The sequence below is a fragment of the Streptomyces sp. NPDC048191 genome, assembly GCF_040652655.1.
Classification (GTDB): domain Bacteria; phylum Actinomycetota; class Actinomycetes; order Streptomycetales; family Streptomycetaceae; genus Streptomyces.
Genome location: NZ_JBEZMO010000032.1, coordinates 71,937 through 94,037 on the forward strand (window position 1 = coordinate 71,937; position 22,101 = coordinate 94,037).

Consider the following 22,101-nt stretch of genomic DNA (forward strand, 5'->3'; position numbering starts at 1 on the left):
GGGGGCCTGTTGCGTTTGGGGACGATGGGAATATCCCGGTCCCCGTGGATCTATCCGACCACACGCACCGTAACGGGTGTGTCGCTGGGTGCGTGAAGCCATTTGGCGTGGGTCACATCCCCGCGGAGGCCGCCGTGGAGATGGGCCAGCGGGCGGTCCGGTCGCGGCGCAGCTTGGTGACGAACTCGACGCGGTCCCCCGGGATGACCCCTACGGACACCTCGGCGGCCTGGCCGGTGCGGTGGGACGTGCCGACGGTGACCACCTCGAAGACCCACATGGCGGCGGGGATCTCCAGCTGCTTGGCCTCCTCGCGGGAAGACGGCCGGATCGTCGTCCGTTCCTCCCATTCCAGGGGGCCGTGCCCGGCTTCCTCGATCCGGTCCAGGTAGCCCCCGGGGGTGGGGCCCGGTACGTCCAGCTGTGGTATCTCCGCCAGGACGTCGGGGTGAATCCATGCGTCGGTGAGCTCAAACGGGCTCTGGCCGGCGGGAGAGGTGATCCACCGCTGACGCATCGTCCGCGTGCCCGGCGCGATGCCGAGACGCTCGGCGACCGGGACCGGCACGGGCACCACCGAGGCGTCCGGTCTGCTGTGGGTGACCCACGGCCCATCCGGCGCGGACGCCGTGGGGAAGACGTATCCCCGTGCGGGGTCCCGGCGCACCACGCTGCCGCGGGCGACCTGACGGCGCTCGCCGGGGTCGCGGACGACCAGGCCCTTCTTCTTGACCGGGCGCACGAGCCCCTCGGCTTGCAGCCTGTTCAGGGCCTCGCGGAGGGTCGCCCTGCTGGCCTTGTATCCGAGGGTGAGCTGGTCATAGCCGGGGAGTGTGCTCCCTGCGGGGAACTCCCCTGTGCTGATGCGCTCGCGTAGGTCATCAGCGATCTCTTCGTAGCGGGTCGCCACGTCGGCGGCTCCTTTCCTTCTGCCCCCTATGTATATCGCAACTGTTCCTCCCAGGCGAGCCTTCCGCGCGCGATGAGTTCCGGAACTGTTGACATTCAGCGCGATGATCGGCAGGCTATGAGTGCTGGAACTGTTCGAGGCCCGCACGGGGTTCGAACGGCGGCGGCGGTTCGCCGTCCCGGCCCTGCGAACGCGGGTCGGCGTCGGAGATCCCTTGTCGATCCGGCATAAGTATGGTATTGTTGTACGTGTTGGAAGGGGTTGGCCCCCCGACCGGCATCACCACTCGAAACCCGCAGAGAAAGGCGGCACTGCCGTGTCCGTTTCCGATATCCCCGCACGCCCCTCGTACGGGGTCGCGCTGCACGCGCTGTCCACGCTGACCGGACAGCCGGAGCGCTTCTTCCTCGGCCGCCCGGCCGACTCCTGCCGCACCCGGGGCGCGAACCTGGAGTTCGTCGCCACGCTGCTGCTGGACCTGGATGACGCCGACGCCCTCACCGCCCGCCGCCGCACCACCCCCCGCCCGGAGCTGCTCGCCGTCGTCGACGAGCTGGAGCAGGCCGAGGACGCCGCCGCCGGCCCCGGACTGGCCGACGACGACGAGTTCGCCGGGGGGTGGGCCGCGTGAAGATCGACGCCCGCACCATCGAGGCTGCCAACGCCTTCATCCGCCTGTTCCTCGTCCGCGTCGACGAGCTGCACCCCGGCCTGTTCGTCTTGGTCGTCCCGCTGTTCGTGATCGTCGTCGGCGCGGCCGCCGCCGCCGTCATCGTCATCGCGACCGCCGTCACCCTGGTCGCCGGGGCACTCGGCGTGATCCTCCTGGCCCGCCGCGGGATCGCCGCCGCCCACGCCTACAGCACCACTCCCAGGTCGGTGACGACGTGAGGGCCCGCTGCACGCTCCCGCTGACCCGCGCCGCGCTGGATGCCCACCGCCTGGCCGACCGCGACGAGGCCCACGAGCTGGGCAAGTGCGCGCAGGTCCTCGCCTCCCAGAACCCGCCCCCCACCCCCGTACGAGCCGTCGCCCCCCGCGCTCAGGAGATCACCACCCGATGAGCATCACCGCACCACGCACCCAGACCGACGAGACCCCGCTGATGTCCCGTACCGAGCGCCGCGCACTCGGCCGCGCCACGGCCAAGAAGGCGACGGTGGAGGCGGACAAGGAGGAGCAGCTCGCCGAACTCGACGTCGAGGACCGCAACCTCGACCTTGAGGAGAAGCGACAGAAGGTCGAGCGGAGGAAGCGCCAGGCCCTCCGCGAGGAGAAGGCGCGCATCCGCAAGGAAGCCGTGCAGAAGTGGAAGGCGCGCGGCCAGGCCCTCGTGCGGGTGCTGCCCGTGGTCGTCGCCGCCTGCGCGGTGGCCGGGCTGATCGTGGCGTCCGTCTGGATCGCCTGGCCTGCGCAGGCCGAGGCGATGCGCAAGGACCTGGGAGAGCGCTCCTGGATCGTCCCCGGCGTCGTCGAGGGCCTGACGTGGTGCTTCGCAGCCCTGCGCATCCTGGCGGTGCGGCGCAAGGTCCCGGCGGGCCTGTACCTGATGGGGACCGCCGTGTCCGCTCTGCTTGCGGCCACCTTGAACCTGTTCCACTCGCCGAGTGAGAACGCCGGGCAGGTCAACGCGCTCGCCTCGCTTGCCGGAGTGATCGCGTTCGAGGCCATGGTCAAGCTGCTCCAGCACACCCAGAGCGGCCGCACCGCCGCCGAGGTCCGCGAGCAGATCGCCCGGTGGATCGCGCACCCGCTGGTTTCCCTGACCGCCTGGCGCATCCGGGCCCCCTACCGCAAGACCATCACGGTCCAGATGGCATGGGACCAGGCATGGGAGTCGCACCACGGCGATAAGCCCGGCACGACCGCCGCGCGGGTCCGCCGCAAGCGCCGGGCCGAGGCCCGCATGGACCGCGCGCGGACCAAGACGAGCCGCCGCCGGGTGCGCGAGCTGAAGCGTTCCGCGGAGGCCGTTGCCATCGAAGCGGAGACTGCCGAGCGTTCCGCCGAGCTTGCCCAGGCCCGCGCCGATGAGGCCCGTGCCCTAGCCGAGGAGTTCCGCAGCCGGGCCGTCAAGGAGGAGGAGAAGGCCGCCGCGCGGCTCAGTTCCCAGAAGTACCGGGGCCTGCCGTTCATCGGTGGCGAGTGGGTTGCGGTGACCGTTCCGGCCACCCGTTCCGGCGAGGCCGAGCAGGGTTCCCGGGGCCGGGAAATTCAGTTCCCGCAAGGGGAGTCGGCCCCTTCGGCTCCCGCCCGGAACGGATCGGAACGGGGTGAGCGGAACGCCTCCGCACCGTCCGGGAACGCCACCAAAACGGCTGGCGGGAACGGTTCGGCGGACGAGGCGGAACGCGACCTGAGCCAGCACCTGAAGGCCGCGTTCCCGATCGCGCGGGAACTGGCGTACGCCGCCGCGAAGGACAAGCGCAAGCGGACCGGGAACGGCTTCTTCTCCCCGTACGTGCTCGCGGAACGCGTCGGCATCCGGCGCAAGGACGGCCCCGCGCTCGTGACCCTGCTGGAGGCCGAAACCGGGTTCGCCGAGGCGATGGCCCAGGAGATCGAGAAGGCCCAGCGCGAGAGCGCCCAGGCCGACCAGACCAACGAGACCGAGGAGATCAACGCATGAGCGGAACGCCCCAGAAGCCGGGCAGCCTGCCGCCCCTGCTGATCCTGGCGACCCCCGCCGGGATCACCACCCTGTGGGTCATGCCCGTGCACTACGGGTGGACCGGCCGGAACGCGGCCATCGCCGCGGCGGTCGTCTTCCTCGCGGTCCTGGCCCTGCCCCGGGTGCCGGGTGCCCTGGCCGGCGCGACCAAGGCGGCGGCCAGGAAGCGCAAGGCCAGCAAGAAGGACGGCAACAACGACGGCAAGAAGAAGTAGCCCGACCCCCCTGCCGGGGGTGGCGGATGGCACCGCCGCCCCCGGCCCCTCGAAACCCACACCACGAAGGAGAACACGAGCATGACCCAGCCCACCGACACCTCCGCCACCGGAGGTCAGGTCATCGACCTGACCAAGCGGCTGTCGCCGCAGACGCGGGCCGACCTGGAGAAGGCCGCCCGCGACGAGGTACGCGCCAGCGCCGCCGGCCTCGCCGACGCCAGCACCGGGACCGTACGGCTGTCCGCCGAAGTCGACGACCAGGACGGCCTCCTCGTCGTCGGGCAGCTGGACGACCAGGACCGCCGGGGCCTGAAGGCCCTGGTCCCCGCCTCGCTCACCAACCCCGACGTGTGGCGCCACCGCGGCGAGGTCCTGGCGCACGCCATCGGATACCACGCCGCCCACAGCCCGGTGTACGCCTGGCGGATCGTCAAGCTGTCGGCCCTCGGCCTGTGGGCCGAACTCAACGCCGCCCGCAACTACCTGTTCGTCACCAACCTCGGCGAGATGATCGACGAGGCCAAGCGCCAGGCCAAGAAGAAGGACGGCTACGGCGACCACAACGACGTCATCGAGATGCAGGAGCAGCGCAGGAAGCTCGGCAAGGCCCGCCGCCGCGAGAACCTGACCGTCCTGTCCGCCACGGGCTTCACCTCCTACGTCGCTGCCGTCGTCGGCATCGCACAGGTGTGGGGCCTGGCCATGACCCTGCCCGCCCTGATCCCTGTCATCGGCGTCATGTACGCGTGCGGCGCGCGGGAACTGCGCCGCCGCGGCGACGACTTCGTGGTCTTCGAGTCGGCCGCGCTCGACGAGGACGCGCCGCTGACCGATGCGCAGATCAACCGCGCCCTGCGTGCGGCGAAGGTCTTCACCTCGGACGAGCAGGAGGTCCGGCTGGTCGGGCTGATCGAGCGGGCCGACGTCAACGCATCGAAGTGCGTGTTCAAGCTGCCCGACGGCATCACGGTCTCCAAGCTGATCGAGAAGCGCGAGGAGATCGCCGGTGCCCTCCAGGTCGATGTGAACTGGCTGGACATCAAGCAGGACGGGCACCCGGGCCGCTGCTCGTTCTGGGTCGCCTCGTCCGACCCCTTCGACAAGGTGCGCCGCTCGCCGCTGCTGGGCCAGACCACCCCCCTGGACCTGTGGCACGACGGAGCCCCGATCGCCTACAACAAGCGCGGGGAGACCCGGCGGCTGACGATCCGCGACATCATGCTGCTGATCGGCGGGGCGACCCGGACCGGCAAGGGCATGGCGCTGCGGAATCTGATCTGCGCCCTCGCGCTCGATCCCCGGATCAACGTGCGCATCGTCGACGGCAAGCCGACCGGCGAGCACCTGGTGTACGCGCCGATCGCCGCCACGATGTTCGGCCGCGAGCGCAACCGGCTGGACCTGCTGCTGGACGCCTACGAGGCGGAGATCGAGCAGCGCGAGGACCTGCTGGCCTCGCTCGGCGAGTCGAAGATGACGCCGAAGCTGCTCAAGCACCTGAGCATCGAGGTCCTCATCGTCGACGAGGTCGCGACCTACACCCGCAAGAACGTCCCGGGCGCGGCCGCGCGGCTGCACCGCTTCGAGTTCCTGTCCAGCATCGGCGCCGCCCTGGGCGTGCTCATGGTCCTGGCCACCCAGCACCCGGACACCGACATCATCCCCGCCGGCCTGCGCGGCAACATGACCGGCCGGTGGGCCCAGCGGACCGCGGACGCCGACGCCACCAACGCCATCCTCGGCAAGGGCGCCACCGGCCGGGGGATGCGGGCCCACGACATCCCCCGCGACAAGCGCGGCCTGGGCTGGCTGGACATGGACGGCATCCCCGAGGAACTCGCCCGCTCCTTCCTCATCGACGAGGAGAACGCGGGAGAGGCATCGGAGATCATCGCCGTCGGCGTCGAGCTGCGGCGGGCCGCCGGGCGGCTGCCGGGCCAGTGGGACGACCCGATCGAGGCGTACCTGGTCGCGCAGACCGGGCTCACCTCCGCGGCCGGCGGTCCGGGCGGGCGCGGCAAGCCCGGACGCCCCGGGCAGACGGCCGCCGACGCGACCGTGCTCGACGTCCTGCTCGACGCGTTCGGCGAGGACCAGGACCGGCTTCCCCTCACCGACGTGCGGGCCGCGTTCGCCAGCTGGAACCCGCGCCAGTGGGCCCAGAGGGACGGCGAGGACGACGCGACGTACGAGGGCCGGTTCGGCAAGGAGCTGGGAGCCCTGATCGACGAGCAGCTCGACGGGACCGGCACCGAGCTGGAGCCGAAGCGCTGGCGCGTCGGCGACGGACGGGTCCGCGGCTACCTCCTGGCGGACGTCGAGGCCGCTCACGAGGCCGCCCGGAAGATCCGCAAATGACCCCTAGGCCAGGGCCTAGGCCGCACGGCATCCGTGCAGGTCAGAGCCTGGCCCGGCCATAGGACACCCGGCCCCGGCCCTGGGACGCGTCCCAGGGTCGCCGGCCGGTGTCCCAGGGGTGGTCACCCATCTGACCTGCGTAAACGTCCGTCGTCCCAGGTCGTGGCCACCCCCCAAACCCTCACAAAACGATCTTCCTCAAGGAGCTTTCCCGATCATGAACCACCCGGCCCGTACCGAACCGGAGACCGTCTACACGATCACCCAGGCCCCGAAGGGCCCCGCACCCGTCGCCCCGTACGCTCCGGCCCACCCCGTCCCGGCGGAGGCCCCCCTTCCGGGGGTCCGGCTGGTCACCCTCCCCGGAGGCGCCCAGCAGTGGGCGTACGTCCACCACGAGACCGCTCCCGTACCCGTCGGGAGCGGCGGCCAGCCGATCCCGGCGTGGGCCAAGACCGCCGCCCTGCTCATGTGGTCCGCCGCTGGAAGCACCGCCGTCGCCGGGTTCGGCCTCTCCCTGGCCGGCCCCTGGCTGGAGGCCCTGGCCTATGCGCTCATGGCCTTCGCCGCGGCGGTCACCGTCGTCGCCTTCGTCGTCCGCGGCCTCTTCTCCGGCCTCCGCCGTCGCGGGGGCGGCGGAGGCACCACCGCCGAGGCCACCGCGACCGCCACCGGCCGCACCGTCCTCGGAGGCAAGGTCACCGCCACCGCAACCGCCATCGCCCAGAGCAAGTAAGGATTCCACCTGCATGACCACACCCTCGCTGACCATCCGAGGCCCTCTCACCATCGGCGGGAGCCCGATCCGCTGCCCCGGCCGGGAGAACGCCCCGGCCCCGCGCCGCCTCAGCCTTCTGGTGTCCGGGAAGGACGTCATGGCGTCCTGCGGCGAGAAGCACAGGGGCAAGGACGGGGGCCGGAAGGCGAGTTGCTTCTTCGCCGTCAAGCAGATCACCCCCGCCATGGTGAAGCTCCTTCTAGAGAAGACCCAGCCCAACCGCCGCTTCCGGCTGACCACCGCCGCCGGCACGACCATGGAGGGCAAGCGCGGTCCCGCCGCCCCGGCCGCGACGGCCAAGGGCGGGGGAGGCGCCGCCGCCGCGTTCGCCGCCAAGAAGGCCGCCGCACGCGGCGGCAAGCAGCCCGCGGCCCGCCGCGACGGTGGCACGGTGGCCGCCGCCTTCAATGCCGTCAGCGCCGTGGCCGGCACCGCCACCGCCGCCGCCAACGCCGTCGGGGCCACGGCCGGGGCGCTCGGCAAGGGCTTCGACATGGGCCGCGAGGGCTTCCGCACCGGCCAGGCCGCCATCAAGGCCGCCGACAACGTCGGTGCCCGCCGCTTCGCCCGGGACAACGCCAACTCAGGCGGAGAGAGCGGAGACAGCCAGACCGACGGCGAGTGACCACCTCCGGGGCGCCCCGGCCAGGGCGCCCCGGAGGGCAGGCCCCGCCCGGCATCCCGCGCAAGGGACTTACCCCCTTGCCTAATCGGTTCAAAGCTAGTATTGTTCTGAATGTTGGAAGGGGGTGGCACCCCACCGGCACCACTCGAAACCCGAACACCGACCGGAGGCATCCGTGCGCCGCATGATCCCGACCCGCCGCTGCACCAGCTGCGACACCTACAACCGCGTACACCGCCTAACCTGCTTCGTCTGCCAGAAGCCGATGCCCGGCATCACCCGCATCCGCACCACCGCCGCCGTGATCCTGCGGAACCTCGCCGAGCTGGCCGACACCCTCGGGTGGATCGGCCTCCTGTCCCTGACCGGCGCGGCAGTCGTCCTGAAGGGCCTGGGCCTCACCCTGATCGACCTCCTGCCCGCGCTGGCCGCCTACGGCTTCTCCCAGATGGCCGTGTTCCTCCTGAAGTCCGCCGCGCAGGCGGCGGCTGAGACCGGCTCCACCTGGGAGGATGCGGCCAACGCCCTCGGTGAGGTGGCCCGGAAGCTGGAGGACAGCGACAACCGGCTCGCCGCCGTGCAGGCGCTCAGCAAGCATGAGGGCATCGCTGCGCTCCCCACGATCCTGCGGGCCGTCGCCCTGCTCAGCCGGGCCGAGTCGGACACCGCCGACGAGGCCGGGGACGTGCAGGACGCTCTCGCCAAGGAGCGGCTGGAGGACGCATTGCGCACCGCCGCCAGCGAACTCGACGCCGACGCCGATCGCGCCTGGCTCTGACGGCTGCCCGCGGCTCCGGCGCCCGCCGCCGGAGCCAAGGGGAGCCGGGCAGTCCAGCCCGGTGGTCCGCATCCCAGCGATCGAGGAGAAATCCATCCCATGGCCAAGTACGTCGTCACCGCCACCTCTCGCAGCGGCCAGCCCGTCAACATCATCACGGGCAGTGCGACTGATGACCAGGCGATCTACAGCGACAGGGAGCTGAAGGACTTTCAGCAGAGGGCTGCCGCCGACCCGCGCGACCTGGAGGTCACGGTCCGCCCCCTGGACTGACCCGCTCCGCCCGGCCGGGGCGGCGGATGGCACCGCCGCCCCGGCCCCCTCGGAACCCACTCACACCACGAAAGGCCCCCGCATGATCACCGTCGTCTCCTTCGGCTACGGCCACGGCCAGCCCCCGGTCGCCGAAGCCACGTACGACCTGCGCGAGATCCTGCGCAACCCGTTCCACAACCCCGAGCTCAAGCACCTCACCGGCCTGGACGCCGCCGTATACGAGCACGTCATGGAGACCCCCGGCGCCGAGCCCCTCGCCCAGGTCGCCGCGTGGATGGCGGTCGGCCTGGGCGAGTCCACCGGTACCGACATCACCATCGCCTACGGATGCGTCGGCGGCCGGCACCGCTCGGTTGGCCTGGCTCGCCGCACCCACGAACTCCTCCTGCTCACCAACCGCCCGGTGGCCATTGAGCACCGGGACATCGACAAGCCGCTTCTGCCTCCCGGCTTCCACCGCGCACAGACTGCCTGACCGCCGCCCACTCAGCCAGATACGGAGAGAAGCCCCGTGTTCTTCCGCAGGAACCGGCCCACCACCCAGACCCCGCACGGCACCGTCTACGGCACGCTCCCGCAGCGCCCCGAGCCCCCGCGCGTCGAGTACATCGGCATCACCCTCGCCGAGATGGAGGCGTTCGAGAGGGTCCTGCTGTACGCCGAGGAGTGCACCCGCCGGGCCCGCCCGGACCTTGGCCACGGCGGCCGCACCACCGACCTGATCGGCCGCCTGTACCAGAGCGCCGGCGCCGCATCCGTCACCCAGCCCGACCCCGACCTGGTCCGCATCCCGGTCCAGCAAGGCGACTTCATGTGGCTGGAGTTCGCGATCCGTGACATCGAGACGTACCGGGGCGACCCCCAGGCGGCCGCTGCCGGGCGCCAGCTCCTCAAGCGCTTCAATGTCTTGCTCGGCCAGCAGCGCGCCGTGATCCACATGGGCGGTACCCCCGTCTTCGACCCCGACGCCCCGGCCACCGCCACGCCCGACGCCACGCCCGACGCCACCGAACTGCCGACCTACCGCCAGGAGACGATGTGAGCGACGAGACGACGTCGACGGAACTCGCGACGGTCACCCGCGTCGAGACCGCCGCCGACCGCACCGGCACCGCCGACATCGGCGAACTGGCCGACCTCGCACCGGCCGCGGCCGCCGCGCTTAACCTGCTCGCCGACGCCATCAAGCGCGGCCGCGCCGACCACGAGAGCGTCGTTCAGGCCCTCAAGGCCGCCAAGGTCGACGAGGCGTTCGCCGCTGTTCTCGACGCCGCCGCCGACTCCGTGATGGCGACCGTCGAAGACCCGTACGACTTCGACGACCGGCTCACCTACGACAACCTCTGTGGCGCAGCCTCCGACGTGCGCCGCGTCTTCCACTGGATCTGACCCCTCCCCGGGCGGCGGCCGAAGCGCGGCCGCCGCCAAGCTGCTTGCCGCCTTGCCGAACTGACCAGCTCGGCAAGGGATCGGCACTCGAACCATTGCGTATCCGGTTCAAAGCTGGTATTGTTCTTTGTGTTGGCAGGGGGTGGCGTCCCGGCCGACACCACCACTCGAAACCCGATCACCGGAGGCATCCGTGCCCACGTCCGACACCGTCAAGAAGCTCCAGGCCGAGGCCCGCGCGGCCTACGCGAAGCACAACACGCCTGAGACGGCGGCCGCCTTCCGCCTTCAGCGCGGCCAGGCGCAGACCAACGGCAACGCGGCGGCCGGTACGCCGCGCGGCCCGCGCCGCTGACCCGCACCCGGCCACTTCCCGGGGCGGCGGCCGCCCAGCCAGCCGCCGCCCCGGCCTTCCCCTCGTACGGAGCTTGTTGAAGATGACGACCTGTCCGACCCACCAGACCACCGCCCCGCCGACGCCCACGATGCCCCACCGCGCCCAGCGCACGAGCCTCGTGTGCAAGGGCTGCGGCGCCGCCGCAGGCAGCCCGGAGGAACGCCGCTCCCACCACTGCCCGTGCTGCGGCGAGCGGTTCGCCGACGGCTGCACCGGCAAGCCGCGCCGCCGCACCTGCCCGCACTGCGGCACCCTCGACACCCACACCGGCCAGTGGCTCCCGCCCACCGACCCCATGGCGGACCTCCTCGGAAACCGCCACACCCGAACCCCGTGGTTCCGGGCCTGGGAAGAGGCGTCGATCCGCTTCGGGCACGACATCGCCCACCACCTGGTCCAGGCGACCACCGAGATCGACCAGACGTACATGTACGGCGAGATCGTCTTTGGCCGGCACACGCTCGGCGTCCGGTACGGCAAGCGGTTCGAGGCCGCGAGCCCCTGCCCACGCCGCGACCAGTGCCGCCGAGGCCGCGTGTGGACGCCCGTGTGGACCCGCGAGGACCTGCTCAACGTCCACCTGCACGGCGCGGGCCCCGAGTCCTCCGGATGCGACCGCGCCCGGATGCACCCGGAGGGGGCGGGATGAGCGTCTACACCCTCCGGCGTCTCGCCCATGTCCCCGGCAGCATCCGGGTCATCGTCGGCTGGGACGCCCAGCTCGCCACGTTCTACACCCAGGTCTGGCAGGTGCCCCGCCGCGATGGCGCCCTGATCCGCAACCTCGTCGCCGCGGGTGTCCGCCCGTACGAGATCGACGACCCCGCCACCGCCGTGGACCTGGCCCGGCCCTATGTGCACATCCCCGAGGACCTGCACGAACGGCTCGCCGCGGACCGCCTCACCGAGGACGACCCGACCGAGGGCCGCCTGCGGGACGCCGTGGTCAAGCTGCTGGCGGCCGTCCGCTGAACTGCCCCGGGGCGGCCGTCACGGCCGTCACACCGGCCGCCGCCCCGGGCCCTCCCCTTTGATGCGAACACCGAAAGGAAGCCACCCCATCATGCCGTCCGCGATAGAGACCGGCGCCCTGCTCGACCGTGCCCGCACCGACCTCGCCCGGCCCGACGCCAGCCCCCACGAGCTGCGCAGCGCCCTCGCCCAGGTCGTGCCCGCCGCCGAGATGCTGCTGGCCGAGGTCTCCACGCTCAGCGGTCAGCTCGCCCAGGCCCGCACCTGCCCGGTCACCGGACTGCCCACCCGAGCGGCATGGACCGCACGGGCCCGGGAGATCGTCGCGGCAGGCCCGGCCGCGGCCCTCCTTGTCGACCTCGATGCGTTCAAGCCGGTCAATGACCGGTTCGGGCACGACGTTGGGGACGCCGTCCTCGCTGCCGTCGGCTCGCGCCTGGCCGAGTGGGCCGCCGCCGAGGGAGCCGAGGCCGGACGCCTGGGCGGCGACGAGTTCGCCGTCATCCTCCCGGACACCCCCGACCTGCCCGCACGCGTCGCCCGCCTGTACGCCGCGCTGACCCGGCCCGTTTGCCACGAGGGCCTGCGCCTGGAGGTCGGGGCGTCCATCGGCACCGCCCGCACCGCCGACACCGACCTCGACCCCGGGTCCGCCGCCACCCACGGTGCCCTGCTGTCCGCACTGCTGAAGAACGCCGACACCGCGATGTACCGCGCCAAGGGGCGCGGCCGCCGAGGCCGCCGCCTGGCCCGGCTCCTTCCCCTGTCCCCCCGTCGCCTCGCCGACGTCCTCACCTTCCGAAAGGCCGCCTGATGACCACCGCCGCCCCGATCACCCTGCCGTTCGAGACGCCTGCACTGATCCTCCTGATCGGTGCAGGCGACCGGGCCTGACCGCAACGGCGGGAACCGCACCAGTACGTCAGCCCGCACGAGGAGAATCACGCATACCCCGTGCCTCGTGCGGGACCGTCATCGAATGATCCCGCCCGGAATGTCCGAGCGACGCGACAGAGTGGGGTCCGGGGCCGCGCATATCGGCCCCGGACCCCACTCGGCCCAACCTAGGAGAAGCAACCGCCCATGAGCGACACCTCCGCTCTGGATGCCGCGAAGATCGGCATCCGCATGGCCACCCGGGACCTGGGGGCCCACGCGCAGTACGGGTCACGCGTTCTGTACGTCCCCAGCGTCCTGGCCGAGGCCGCCGACCTGCTCGCCACGATGTACGAGGCGGGCCAGGACCACGGCATCGGCCCCGAGGACTGGGCCGCCGTCACCAGCCTGCCCACCGGCGTGGTGGATGCCCTGGCCGCCCGCTACTGCTCCCGCGTCAAGCTCACCAGCGTCGAGCTGCACGCCGCCCGGGACGCCTTGGTCGAGGAACTGAGCGCCAAGGGCCTCACCGTCCGGCCCGGCCTGCGCGTTGCCGTCGACCCTCCGGCCGGCGGGCCGCGCTTCGGCTACCAGGGCCGGGAGGCCGCCCTCTCCCTCACGCTCACCAGCGAGGGATGGGACATCCGTATCGACGAGCCCGCCAGCGACCGCCCCCGTCCGATCGCCGCTCCCGCCACCGAGGAAGGCGCCCGCGAGGTCGCCGAACTCGTCCGCAAGATCCTTAGCGGCGAGGCCCCCAACCCGTTCGCCAGCCCGGCCGTGAAGGAGTCCAGCACATGACTGAGACCCCGAACCGGCGCCGTGTCCTGCTCCCCGATGACGAGGACTGGCTGGCCCTGTTCATGAACATGGAGGAGCCCCTTCTCCAGCAGCTCGCCCTGAACAGCCGCGCGGTCTGCGCCGGGGAAGAGGACGTGTGGGAGCTGCCCGCGGACCTGGACGGCGCCGCCGCCCACGACGCATGGGGGCGCCTCTTCCAGGCCCTGCCCGAGCCGCTGCGGCACACCGCCACGAACACCGGCCGCTACCGCCCGAGCGACGCCCAGCCCGCCGGGAAGTACACCCTGTACGCCCCCGACGGGCGTTGGGAGCACACCGCGCTGTACCCGGCCGACATCGACCCGCGCGACGTCGACACCGTGGCCTCTGTCCTCGCGCACTTCCGTCGGGCCGTCGAGGGCCAGGACGACACCGAGCTTGCCGACTTCCTGGAGCAGATGGCCGGCGACTGGGCCGAGCCCGGCCGCGACGGCGACCCCAAGCAGCTCGTCGACTTCTTCGCCCGCGGCCTGGCCGTGCTGCACCTGGACGACCAGCCCGACACCAAAGTGCTGCTGGCCGCCGTCGCCGCGGCCGGTGGCGAGGAGGCGCCCGAGCGGATCGTCCTCACCCCGGCCCAGGAGGACGCCTACCAGCGCTTCGCCACCAGGCTTTCCTCCGCGGTCGCCGGGACCAGCGCGCACGACTACGCCCTGCACCGATTCGCCAACAACTGACAAGGACCTCATGCGACACGACGTCACCCCGAGCCCCGCATCCCTCTCCGCGGAGGAGATGACCGCGGCGCTCACCGCCGCTGCCACGCTCAGCGGAAGCGAGCTGAAGCGCGCCGCGACTCACCTGGTCACCTCCACCGGCCTGCCCGGCCGGGCCGACTTCGCCCGCCACGTCACCCTCACGTGGGCGGAAGTCCCGGACGTCGGCCGGGCCCTGACCGCGGAGCTCGACCTGACCGCCCTGCGCGACGACGAGGAGGTCTACCTCACCGGCGGCGACGAGAAGCTGCTGACCCTCGCCCTCAGCTACGCCAGGGGACGCCCCGTCCCCCTCGACGCCTACCTCAACGGCTTCGGCCACCAGACCGCCCTGCGCGTCCTGGAGGCCCACATCATCGGCATGGGCATGGAAGGGTTCCTGTCGGCGGCCGCCGGCGGCCCCCGGCTCGACGAGCTCAACGCCCTGCACGCCGAACTCGGCATCGGAGAGGCCCAGTGACCGGCCTGAACGCGCTGGCCGCGCACCTGGACTACACGACGCCCGAGCACCGCGAGGGCTGCACCGCCAAGGGCTGGGAGGTCGACTACCGGATTCACCGAACCGTCCGCGAGAGCGCCTACAGCGGCCACTCCTGCCCGCTCGACGCCGAGGACAACCTGTGCGGTCACGGCGACGACTATCGGGCCCTCACCGTACGGATCTACTGTCCGAAGTGCGGCGCGGCGACCAAGCTGGACGCCGAACTGCCGGGTGTTCCGCAGGTGTTCGACACCGGCCGACTCGGCATGGGCGCCAAGCCCCGGCGCTGCGGGCAGGTCTGGATCTACCAGGGGCCGCCGCCCCGGCTCGGCATCATGCTCGACCCGCCCGGCGATCCCCAGTGGTATCTCGTCGCGCGCCGCAACGCGTTGCGGCTCGACCCCGAGGACATCGTCGGCGCCGTCGAACCCGCCATCGGCCCCAGGGGCGGAGCGGGCTACACGGTCAGCTACGGCCTCACCGAGCTGTCCGCGTCGGAGGCGGGGGAGCGGCCGACCCCGGTATTCCGTTACCACCCCCGGGCCTATGATCACTTCTTCCCCACCGTGACGGCGGCCGCGCGGTGGCTCGACGAACATGCCATGACCGAACCGGCCGCAGCCGGGAGAACGGCATGAGCATCGCCCTGCCTGTGCCTGCGCCGCTCTACGCCGCGTTGCAGATGTGCCACCCTGACAGCCTCCCCGGCTGGCTGGGTGACGCCACCCCTCGATGCGCCACCGCGGCCGTGCCGCTCCAGCTCGACGAGCACCAGGCCGAGGAGCTCGCCGACCTCACGGCCAGCACGTGGTGGGAATGCCAGCAGGCCGCCCCCGGCGAAAGCCCGCTCGCCGAGAGCTTCGCCAGGGCCTGCGAGGAGACCCTGGCACTCCTGGAACGCACCAGCAGCTGACCACCGCACGAACTGGCGGCCCGCGCCCTCTCCCCTGTGGAGGCGCGGGCCGTCTGCATTCCTCTGCCCTCTCCTGCGGCGGGAGGCCGGCGCCACGAATCCGAGTGCTGCCGGCGCCAGGAAATCCCCAGGTCAAAGCTGGTTTCACCCTTCCAGATCAGGTCTAAAGCTGGTAATGTTGTCTCTGTTGGAAGGGGGTGGCACCCCGACCGGCACCACCACTCGAAACCTGATCACCGGAGGACTCTGTGACCCCTGCCTGCCGTGCCCGAACGGCCATCGCCGCGATGCTCGCCCACCCCCAGGCCACCCGGCGGCCCACCCCGTCCGTGAAGGCCGCCCGCGCGGCCCTCCGCCCCCTGGGCGCCCTGTCCCGCGAGGCCCGCCACCGCGAAGGCGCTGCCACCGCGCAGGAGCTGGTGGACATCGCCGTCGGTGACGCGCTCACCGACGCCTTCCACCTCGGGCGCACCTACGCGCTCAGCCCGCAGGACCTGGACCAGCTCCACATCGTCCGCCTCTCCGGGCGGCCCTTCCCCGAGCGGATCAACGACCGCGTCGCGGCCCTTGTCTGCTACGTCGGCAACCTCCGGCGCCTCGCGGCCGCCTACGGACTGGACGAGGACGCACTGCTGCACCAGGCCGAGGAGACCTACAAGCACGAGATCGCGTGACCCACGCCGGGGTGGCGGATGGCACCGCCGCCCCGGCCCCCTCGAACCCCACACCGGAGGAGAACCACGTGAACACCGCCGATGCCGCCCAAGCGTGGGCCGTGCACCAGGTCACCACGCTCGCCGACGGAGCCCAGGACTGGAACGTCCCGCCGTACGGATCGCTGGCCTGGAGTCAGCTCCCGCCCAACGACCCCCGCCGGTTCGCCGCCGTCGTCGAGGCCGCCGAGCGGTGGCGCCGCCAGGAGGCCGAGGAGGAGCGCCTGGAGCAGCTCGCCGATGAGCACCCCGCCGCCTGGTACGCCGAGGTGACCGCCGGGGCGAACGAGGAAGCCCGGCGCCTGGCCGGCCGACTCGCGCGGATGCGCACTCAGGCCGAACGAGACGCAGCGCACGCCCGCCGGCCACCCCACCGGCTCCGCGCCACCCCCGGCTGGCCCCCCGTCGCCATCCCCGGTCAGCCCGGCCGCTACCTCCACCCCGCCGCGCACCTGGCCGCTGCCTGAACCGACTTTCATCCACCGGGAGTTGAGTGGTGCGGCATCCGTGGGCGGCTTACGTGACCGGCCGTCACCCGGCCGACCCTGGCGCCCTGGTGCTGAAAAACGGGCTGGCAAGGAGGGGGGGTCGGCCCGGCCCGGAGGGTACGCGCGGCACTCCAAGGAATCCGAGGAAAACCCTGGCCAGACCCCTTCCCCGCTTCCTTTTCCGGCTCAATGCTGGTAATGTTGCACTTGTTGGAAGGGGGTGGCACCCCGGACAACGAGAGCCACTCGAAACCCGAACCACGAGAGACGGAGCGCGCCCCAATGACCAAGTCCAAGGCGTCCAAGACCCGCACCCGCATTGACGCTCTGCGCGCAGTGATCGAGAAGGAGTGCACTGCGCCGACCTGCCGGGAGTCGGGTACGTGCCGCCACGAGGGCGAAAAGGAGGCCGCCCGTCACATGCTCAGCCGCCTGCTGGAGAAGCTGAAGGACGCGGCCGGGGACGAGCGCGAGGAACGCGCGCAGATGTGGGCCGACATCTACGAGCGCGGCTACGACTCGCACGGCAACACCTACCGCATGGGCGCCAAGTACCGCTCCGGGCAGTCGATGAAGGAGCGAGCCGCGGGCATCCGCGCGGACATCAAGATGGCGCGCAAGGCCGGGAAGACCCCCCTCGTGCAGGAAGGGCCGGGGCTGGTGTCTCAGGCGCTGGAGACCTACCGGTTCGACCCCATCGGGGAGGCGCCCGAACAGATCAAGTTCCGAGTCCGCATCGGCGCCGGCTACGGCTCCATCCACATCGGCATCGACAACATCCCCCAGGAGTGGGGATGGATCGCCGAAGAGGTCACCGACTACAAGGGCGGGAAGGTCACCCGCTGGCGCCGCACGCAGGCCCTGAAGGACCTTGAGGCCGAACTGAAGTCGGTCGGGGAGGCGTACAACGCCGATCACGGCTCCAACACCATGACGGACTGCTTCGCGAAGGCCTTCATCGTGTTCGTGGACTCCGACGACCCCGAAACCCTCGCCTGGCGTGCCGAGTACGAGCGCAAGCGCCGGGGCCGCCGCGCCTGATGCGCCCGGACCATCGCGCCCCCGCCGGATGCCCGGCGGGGGCGCGGTGACTGGCGCGTACAGCGCCGTGCCCGGCGCGGGCCACCCCTTGGGGGTCAAGCGAATTCCATGAAAAACGCTGGTCAGACCCCCTTTCCCGCTTCCTTTTCCGGATCAATGCTGGTAATGTTGTCCTTGTTGGAAGGGGGTGGCACCCCGACCGACACCACCACTCGAAACCCGAACCACCGGAGGAACCGTGAAGGACATCAAGGCCCGCTACCGCTACGGCCGCCTGGATAGCCGGGGCCGCATCCCGGTCTTCGTCGACGACGCCACCGAACCGGCCGGGCATGTATGGAAGATGGGTCGGTCAGCCCACCGCTGGTGGGCCCAGGGAGCCGGAGACCCGGACCGCTACCGAACCAATCACCTCCGCAAGTACCAGGCTGCCGAGCGGCTGGTCGGCGCGGTGGACGCCCGAGCCTCGGTCGCCGCCGAGACCGAGCGGCGCCGCGCCCGCCGTGTGCAGGCCCCGGCCGACTGGCGGTTCGCCACCTGGGATGAGATCGAGCGCGAGGGCTACCGGGAGGTTCGCCCCGTTCACAGCGCCCCCCTGGTCGCCCTCGGCGAGGAGGAGTGCTACCCCGACGCCTTCGCCGATCAGCCGGTGAGGCTGACGCGCGTCACCCGCCTGCACAACGGATACGTCGTCATCACCGGCACCGAGCGCGGCGAGCACTCTCCGTACGTCCTGCTCATGAGGCCCGCGCACGCCGCCCTCGGGGCCCTGATCCCGGAGAAGTCCGCGCGCTATATCGCCCCAGGCGAGTGCCCAGCGTGCGAGCAGGACGCCCAGCTGTACCAGGTCGGCACGCGCCTCGGGTGCGCGGACTGCACGGCGGCCGACCTCGGTGTCTCCCCGGCGGACCTGCCCGCCGCCGTCGACGACGACGGTGCCGTGTGGTGGTCGGTGGGCGACACCGTACGGCGCAAGGGCGAGATTCCCCACGAGGACGCCGAGCCAGAGACCGGTCGCGTAACCGAGATCGAGACCTTCATCGTGGAGCGGACCCGCCGGATCGCCGTCGACTTCGGTGACCGCTGGCCCGTCCGCTGGCAGTCGGCCGGACTCGCCCCCGTCTCCTAGCACCACCGCACCGGCCGGGGTGGCGCATGGCCGCGCCGCCCCGGCCTCTCGAAGCCCGACACTGACCCGAAAGAGGACCATGAACACGCGCGTGCCAACCCCCTCCGTCGCGAGCATCACCGCCATGCTGGCCGCCGCCGGACATCACCCCGCGGCCACCGGTTGTGACGGATTCACCCTTCGGCCGACCGCCGACGAGGCCGCCCTGGTCCTCACTTACTGGTGCGAACCCCGGAACGCCCACGAACACCAGACCCTGGGTCACATCCACCGCAGGCGCACGGCACTCCAGGCGTGCGCCAACCTGATCCGTGAAGCCGGGCACCAGGTCACATGCACACCCACGATCCACTACCCGGGCCGTCCGGCAAGGGAGTCCGCGATCATCTTTCCGGCCCCGGAGCCCCAGCCCGAGCCCGCCGACCCCGCGCGCTGCCCCTGCACGCCGGCCGAGGTCTGCACACGCGCCGAGCTCCGCGCCGTCGCGGCCGCCCGCCTGGACCGGGCAACGGCGGCCGCCCGCAACGCGCTCCTTGACGCACTGCACGAGAGCACCGTCGAGCCGGTCAGCCACGCTGCGGGCGGCCCTGAAGGCGTCGCGGCCCTGCTCGACCACTCGCGCGGCATCCTCGCGGCGCTGCCGCCCGCGCCCGACGAGTCCGGCGTGCGGGCCGACATCGAATGCCGGGGATGCGACTCAGCTGCGTGCCTGGCTTCCAACCAGCTTGCCCGTGCCGCCCTGGACCGGGCCGCCACCCTGACCACCGTCAGCGCCGTCGCCCTGGCCGCCGCGCAGACCATCCTGGACCGGGCCCACCTGGCGCTCACCCCCGGCGACCGGTGGAACAGTGCACGGAGGACCGCCGCCGACCACCTGTCCCGGGTCTACTTCACTGCGGCAGCCGCCCTCGCGGTCCCTACCGGCGAGGTGCACGGCCGCTACCGGAAAGCACGCCACCGTCGCGGAGGCCTTCCCGTCAACCTCCGGAAAGGGCGCACCCGGTACTGGTTCGTCCGCTGGGGCCGAGCCGTCTGGCACTGAGCTACGCGGAGGGGCGGAAGCGACCAGCTTCCGTCCCTCCGCGCTGTTCGGATAGGGCAGGACGCCGACAGGCCGCCGAGGCCCGGCGAAGTGCGCACGCAGCGGTGAGTCCTCCGCGCGAGCGACGACCACGCGCCGTCAGGCCAGTGCCAGACGCGCGGGCTGTTTCGGTGGGGCACCCGGCCCGGGGGCCGGGTTGCGAGGGGCGCTCTGGCGCCGCCCCCTCGCGCTCCCCAGGCGCCTTTGGCGGGGGTCGGCGGTCCGGCCGCGGGTTGGTGGGTGGGCATCGCACCTTTGGTGCGATCCGGCCGTGCGCCGCAGTCGTCGGGCCCTGGGGGCCCTCCTTATTGCGGCCCGCGCTGCGCGCGGGCTGCGGTCGCAAGCTCCCTTGCGCAAAGCCCCGTGGGGCTCCTCCGGGCGCCCGCCCCCCGGGGACCGGGGGACGGGCTGAGGTCCGTTGTGGTCGAGGCGGGGGACGGAGGGCCGCGTTCGGGTGCCGGCATCGCCGTGGTGACTGTTCGGGGGTTGAGGTCGAGGAGGGTCAGGAGGAGCTGCGTGACGTCGAAGGGTGCGGGCCGGCCCGGGGCCGGGGGAAGGAAAAGCGGCTGGCTAGGAGGGGGGTCGGCGGGGGCCCGGACGTCCGCTAAAAGATCATGAACTTCCGAGAAAAACCCTGGTCAGACCCCCCTTTTCAGCTTGGTGATCCGGTCCAACACTGGTAATATTGAGCTTGTTGGAAGGGGGTGGCACCCCGGACAACGAGAACCACTCGAAACCCACACCGGAGGCAGACGACATGACCGCGACGCTCACCACCGCCCAGATCGCGACGCAGCTCCGCGAGAAGGCCGCGACGACGCCCGGTTACTGGACCGAGGGGTGCGCCAACTGGGACTGCGCCAACAAGGTGTGCGAATACGTTGTAGCCGACGAGTATTACGCCTCGTACGAGGACGCGCGCGCCGCTGGCGTGGAATGGGGAATGCGCATCTGCCGCTCGTGCAAGCGCAACGTCTGGACTGACGCCCTTGTGCTCCTGAAGAGGGAGCGCGTTTCGCTGGTCCGCCGCCCGCGCTGCGAATTCAGCATCACGACGGGATGCCGCCTTTCCGGCAAGTATTTCGTGCAGGTCTCCGGCGAGCGCAAGTGGTACTGCGCCCACGACATCGCCCTTTACGTCCGTGCCGAATTCGACGTCTACCGAATCGACAAGCAGGGGCGAATCATCCACGCGACTAAGAAGCTGAGCGAGATTTTCAACGACTGACAGGTCCCCTTACCCCGTCGGGGCGGCGGATGGCACCGCCGCCCCGGCAACTCGAAACCGTTCAAGGAGAACCGCACCATGGCGTCAGACATCTATCCGCAGGACGTGTTCCACCCCGACCGCTCCCGTGTCGAGGGGTACGCGTGGGGAATCCTGCGACCCGGCAGCGACTGGCTTTCCATCCTTGGTTCCCACTGGGAGCGCATCCCGCTCCCGGAGGCCCCGGAGGACGCCGTCAGGCCCGGCGTGACCATGCTGCGCGACGGCGAGCCCGAGCCCTACATGCTGGCCAAGGTCCGCCGAGACGGTCAGTCCGTCTTCCGGGTGCTGGAAGTCGTCCGGACGCACACCCCCGAGCGCAGCTAGGCCCCGGGCCGGGCCGGGTCAGCCGCCGCAGGCAATCCCCAGGAATTGCCTGCTCAGAGGCCCTTTCCCGCTTCCAATTCCGGCCCAACACTGGTAATGTTGTCCTTGTTGGAAAGGGGGTGGCACCCCGACCGACACCACCACTCGAAACCCGCACCACCCGGAGGCAGGAAATGATCGAAAACGGCATCTACAAGACGTTCTGGGACCGGCCCGGCAGTGACGTCATGTGGTTCGAGACGCCCGCCGTCATGTCCGAGTGGGACCACGTCTTTCCCCGTTTCACCGTCCGCTATAGCGGCGTGAGCTGCAACAAGAGCATGGACCTGCGCACCAAGGAAGTCGCCGAACCCGTCGTTGCCGCGCGCATGGCGCAGATCCTCGCCGACGAACACCCCGACTGGTGGGTGCGGATCGAGGATGCCGGAAGCGCCCGCTTCCCGCAGTGGCGCGCCGGGACCGAGTTCTACGCGCTCGACGGGCGGAAGGGCTACATCGCTATCCGTCAGCGGTACAGCGCCAGCGTGCAATGGCTGGACGACGGCGAGCCGCTCGGGCTCAGCTTCTACCCGCTGGAGAACATGCGCGCCCAGCCGCCCGCGCCGCGCGTCCCGGCAGGCTCCACCTGGCAGCGCCCCTGACCTTGCCCTCACTTCGGGGCGCGGCATCCTCGCCGCGCCCCGTCTCCACCCCGTTCGCGGCGGTGGGCGCCGGCCTGTCGTCGGTGGCCGGGCTGGCTGCGTCCGCGGGTGGCAGCGTCGGCCGTGGGCGACGGTCGCGGCGTGGTGGAGGCGGGGGTGCGCGGCGTTGTGGTGGTGCACCCGGCCCGGGGGGCCGGGTGCGAGGGGCGCTCTCGC

At 71.6% G+C, this 22,101-nt stretch carries 31 protein-coding genes; 30 read left to right on the forward strand and 1 reads right to left on the reverse strand.

Translation table 11 applies throughout. The features are described from left to right. Positions 1 to 112: 112 nt before the first annotated feature. On the reverse strand, positions 113 to 910 hold the full coding sequence (locus AB0D93_RS34610) for a GntR family transcriptional regulator (protein WP_362128329.1): 798 nt from the start codon (positions 908 to 910) through the stop codon (positions 113 to 115). 316 nt (positions 911 to 1,226) lie between these two features. On the opposite strand from AB0D93_RS34610, the gene AB0D93_RS34615 reads away from it, so the two are divergent. The 30 genes from AB0D93_RS34615 (at position 1,227) to AB0D93_RS34760 (ending at position 21,885) form a co-directional block, all read left to right on the forward strand. Continuing rightward, positions 1,227 to 1,541 carry a hypothetical protein gene (locus AB0D93_RS34615; RefSeq protein ID WP_362128332.1) on the forward strand — a complete coding sequence of 105 codons (315 nt, stop codon included), beginning with the start codon at positions 1,227 to 1,229 and terminating at the stop codon, positions 1,539 to 1,541. Next, positions 1,538 to 1,801 carry a hypothetical protein gene (locus AB0D93_RS34620; protein ID WP_362128335.1) on the forward strand — a complete coding sequence of 88 codons (264 nt, stop codon included), beginning with the start codon at positions 1,538 to 1,540 and terminating at the stop codon, positions 1,799 to 1,801. The genes AB0D93_RS34615 and AB0D93_RS34620 overlap by 4 nt, the downstream gene beginning before the upstream one ends. Further along, a complete protein-coding gene (locus tag AB0D93_RS34625) occupies positions 1,798 to 1,974 on the forward strand; it encodes a hypothetical protein (RefSeq protein WP_362128338.1) in 177 nt (58 codons plus the stop codon). Before AB0D93_RS34620 ends, AB0D93_RS34625 begins: the two co-directional genes overlap by 4 nt. Next, positions 1,971 to 3,539, forward strand: a complete 1,569-nt coding sequence (locus tag AB0D93_RS34630; protein ID WP_362128341.1) for a DUF2637 domain-containing protein — start codon at positions 1,971 to 1,973, stop codon at positions 3,537 to 3,539. Before AB0D93_RS34625 ends, AB0D93_RS34630 begins: the two co-directional genes overlap by 4 nt. Further along, positions 3,536 to 3,796, forward strand: a complete 261-nt coding sequence (locus AB0D93_RS34635) for a hypothetical protein (RefSeq protein WP_362128344.1) — start codon at positions 3,536 to 3,538, stop codon at positions 3,794 to 3,796. The genes AB0D93_RS34630 and AB0D93_RS34635 overlap by 4 nt, the downstream gene beginning before the upstream one ends. 81 nt (positions 3,797 to 3,877) lie before the next feature. Then, entirely contained in the window at positions 3,878 to 6,157 is a 2,280-nt protein-coding gene (locus AB0D93_RS34640) for a hypothetical protein (RefSeq protein WP_362128347.1), read from the forward strand. Between the two features lie 217 nt (positions 6,158 to 6,374). Further along, a complete protein-coding gene (locus AB0D93_RS34645) occupies positions 6,375 to 6,893 on the forward strand; it encodes a hypothetical protein (protein ID WP_362128350.1) in 519 nt (172 codons plus the stop codon). 13 nt (positions 6,894 to 6,906) lie between these two features. After that, a complete protein-coding gene (locus tag AB0D93_RS34650; RefSeq protein WP_362128353.1) occupies positions 6,907 to 7,560 on the forward strand; it encodes a hypothetical protein in 654 nt (217 codons plus the stop codon). 175 nt (positions 7,561 to 7,735) lie between these two features. Then, positions 7,736 to 8,338: a hypothetical protein gene (locus AB0D93_RS34655; RefSeq protein ID WP_362128356.1), complete on the forward strand. Its 603-nt coding sequence runs from the start codon at positions 7,736 to 7,738 to the stop codon at positions 8,336 to 8,338. A 99-nt stretch (positions 8,339 to 8,437) separates the two neighbouring features. Further along, positions 8,438 to 8,611, forward strand: a complete 174-nt coding sequence (locus AB0D93_RS34660; protein WP_362128359.1) for a hypothetical protein — start codon at positions 8,438 to 8,440, stop codon at positions 8,609 to 8,611. Positions 8,612 to 8,693: 82 nt separating this feature from the next. Further along, entirely contained in the window at positions 8,694 to 9,089 is a 396-nt protein-coding gene (locus AB0D93_RS34665) for an RNase adapter RapZ (RefSeq protein ID WP_362128362.1), read from the forward strand. A 36-nt stretch (positions 9,090 to 9,125) separates the two neighbouring features. Next, positions 9,126 to 9,656 (forward strand): hypothetical protein, encoded by a 531-nt coding sequence (locus AB0D93_RS34670; protein ID WP_362128365.1) that lies wholly within the window; start codon positions 9,126 to 9,128, stop codon positions 9,654 to 9,656. Then, complete coding sequence (locus AB0D93_RS34675; protein WP_362128367.1) at positions 9,653 to 10,003, forward strand: hypothetical protein; 351 nt, start codon at positions 9,653 to 9,655, stop codon at positions 10,001 to 10,003. Before AB0D93_RS34670 ends, AB0D93_RS34675 begins: the two co-directional genes overlap by 4 nt. 193 nt (positions 10,004 to 10,196) lie before the next feature. Continuing rightward, entirely contained in the window at positions 10,197 to 10,358 is a 162-nt protein-coding gene (locus AB0D93_RS34680) for a hypothetical protein (protein WP_362128370.1), read from the forward strand. A gap of 82 nt (positions 10,359 to 10,440) precedes the next feature. Further along, the gene (locus AB0D93_RS34685; RefSeq protein WP_362128373.1) at positions 10,441 to 11,049 is read left to right on the forward strand and encodes a hypothetical protein; all 609 of its coding nucleotides are present in this window, start codon (positions 10,441 to 10,443) and stop codon (positions 11,047 to 11,049) included. Beyond that, complete coding sequence (locus AB0D93_RS34690; protein ID WP_362128376.1) at positions 11,046 to 11,372, forward strand: hypothetical protein; 327 nt, start codon at positions 11,046 to 11,048, stop codon at positions 11,370 to 11,372. Before AB0D93_RS34685 ends, AB0D93_RS34690 begins: the two co-directional genes overlap by 4 nt. 91 nt (positions 11,373 to 11,463) lie before the next feature. Further along, complete coding sequence (locus tag AB0D93_RS34695) at positions 11,464 to 12,186, forward strand: GGDEF domain-containing protein (protein WP_362128378.1); 723 nt, start codon at positions 11,464 to 11,466, stop codon at positions 12,184 to 12,186. Positions 12,187 to 12,455: 269 nt separating this feature from the next. Next, positions 12,456 to 13,049 carry a hypothetical protein gene (locus AB0D93_RS34700; RefSeq protein ID WP_362128381.1) on the forward strand — a complete coding sequence of 198 codons (594 nt, stop codon included), beginning with the start codon at positions 12,456 to 12,458 and terminating at the stop codon, positions 13,047 to 13,049. After that, complete coding sequence (locus tag AB0D93_RS34705) at positions 13,046 to 13,765, forward strand: hypothetical protein (protein WP_362128384.1); 720 nt, start codon at positions 13,046 to 13,048, stop codon at positions 13,763 to 13,765. The genes AB0D93_RS34700 and AB0D93_RS34705 overlap by 4 nt, the downstream gene beginning before the upstream one ends. A 10-nt stretch (positions 13,766 to 13,775) precedes the next feature. Continuing rightward, entirely contained in the window at positions 13,776 to 14,264 is a 489-nt protein-coding gene (locus AB0D93_RS34710; protein ID WP_362128387.1) for a hypothetical protein, read from the forward strand. Continuing rightward, positions 14,261 to 14,923, forward strand: coding sequence for a hypothetical protein (locus AB0D93_RS34715; RefSeq protein WP_362128390.1), 663 nt, complete (start codon positions 14,261 to 14,263; stop codon positions 14,921 to 14,923). Before AB0D93_RS34710 ends, AB0D93_RS34715 begins: the two co-directional genes overlap by 4 nt. After that, on the forward strand, positions 14,920 to 15,198 hold the full coding sequence (locus tag AB0D93_RS34720; protein WP_362128393.1) for a hypothetical protein: 279 nt from the start codon (positions 14,920 to 14,922) through the stop codon (positions 15,196 to 15,198). The genes AB0D93_RS34715 and AB0D93_RS34720 overlap by 4 nt, the downstream gene beginning before the upstream one ends. 248 nt (positions 15,199 to 15,446) lie before the next feature. Beyond that, positions 15,447 to 15,872: a hypothetical protein gene (locus AB0D93_RS34725; protein WP_362128396.1), complete on the forward strand. Its 426-nt coding sequence runs from the start codon at positions 15,447 to 15,449 to the stop codon at positions 15,870 to 15,872. A gap of 68 nt (positions 15,873 to 15,940) precedes the next feature. After that, positions 15,941 to 16,378 (forward strand): DUF2742 domain-containing protein, encoded by a 438-nt coding sequence (locus tag AB0D93_RS34730; RefSeq protein WP_362128399.1) that lies wholly within the window; start codon positions 15,941 to 15,943, stop codon positions 16,376 to 16,378. Between the two features lie 303 nt (positions 16,379 to 16,681). Beyond that, positions 16,682 to 17,440, forward strand: coding sequence for a hypothetical protein (locus AB0D93_RS34735; protein WP_362128403.1), 759 nt, complete (start codon positions 16,682 to 16,684; stop codon positions 17,438 to 17,440). A 238-nt stretch (positions 17,441 to 17,678) separates the two neighbouring features. Next, positions 17,679 to 18,569, forward strand: coding sequence for a hypothetical protein (locus AB0D93_RS34740; protein ID WP_362128405.1), 891 nt, complete (start codon positions 17,679 to 17,681; stop codon positions 18,567 to 18,569). 79 nt (positions 18,570 to 18,648) lie between these two features. Continuing rightward, positions 18,649 to 19,611: a hypothetical protein gene (locus tag AB0D93_RS34745; RefSeq protein ID WP_362128408.1), complete on the forward strand. Its 963-nt coding sequence runs from the start codon at positions 18,649 to 18,651 to the stop codon at positions 19,609 to 19,611. A gap of 796 nt (positions 19,612 to 20,407) precedes the next feature. Further along, a complete protein-coding gene (locus AB0D93_RS34750; RefSeq protein WP_362128411.1) occupies positions 20,408 to 20,878 on the forward strand; it encodes a hypothetical protein in 471 nt (156 codons plus the stop codon). A 78-nt stretch (positions 20,879 to 20,956) separates the two neighbouring features. Further along, the gene (locus tag AB0D93_RS34755; RefSeq protein ID WP_362128414.1) at positions 20,957 to 21,244 is read left to right on the forward strand and encodes a hypothetical protein; all 288 of its coding nucleotides are present in this window, start codon (positions 20,957 to 20,959) and stop codon (positions 21,242 to 21,244) included. A 173-nt stretch (positions 21,245 to 21,417) separates the two neighbouring features. Next, a complete protein-coding gene (locus tag AB0D93_RS34760) occupies positions 21,418 to 21,885 on the forward strand; it encodes a hypothetical protein (protein ID WP_362128416.1) in 468 nt (155 codons plus the stop codon). The last annotated feature ends 216 nt before the right edge of the window (positions 21,886 to 22,101 follow it).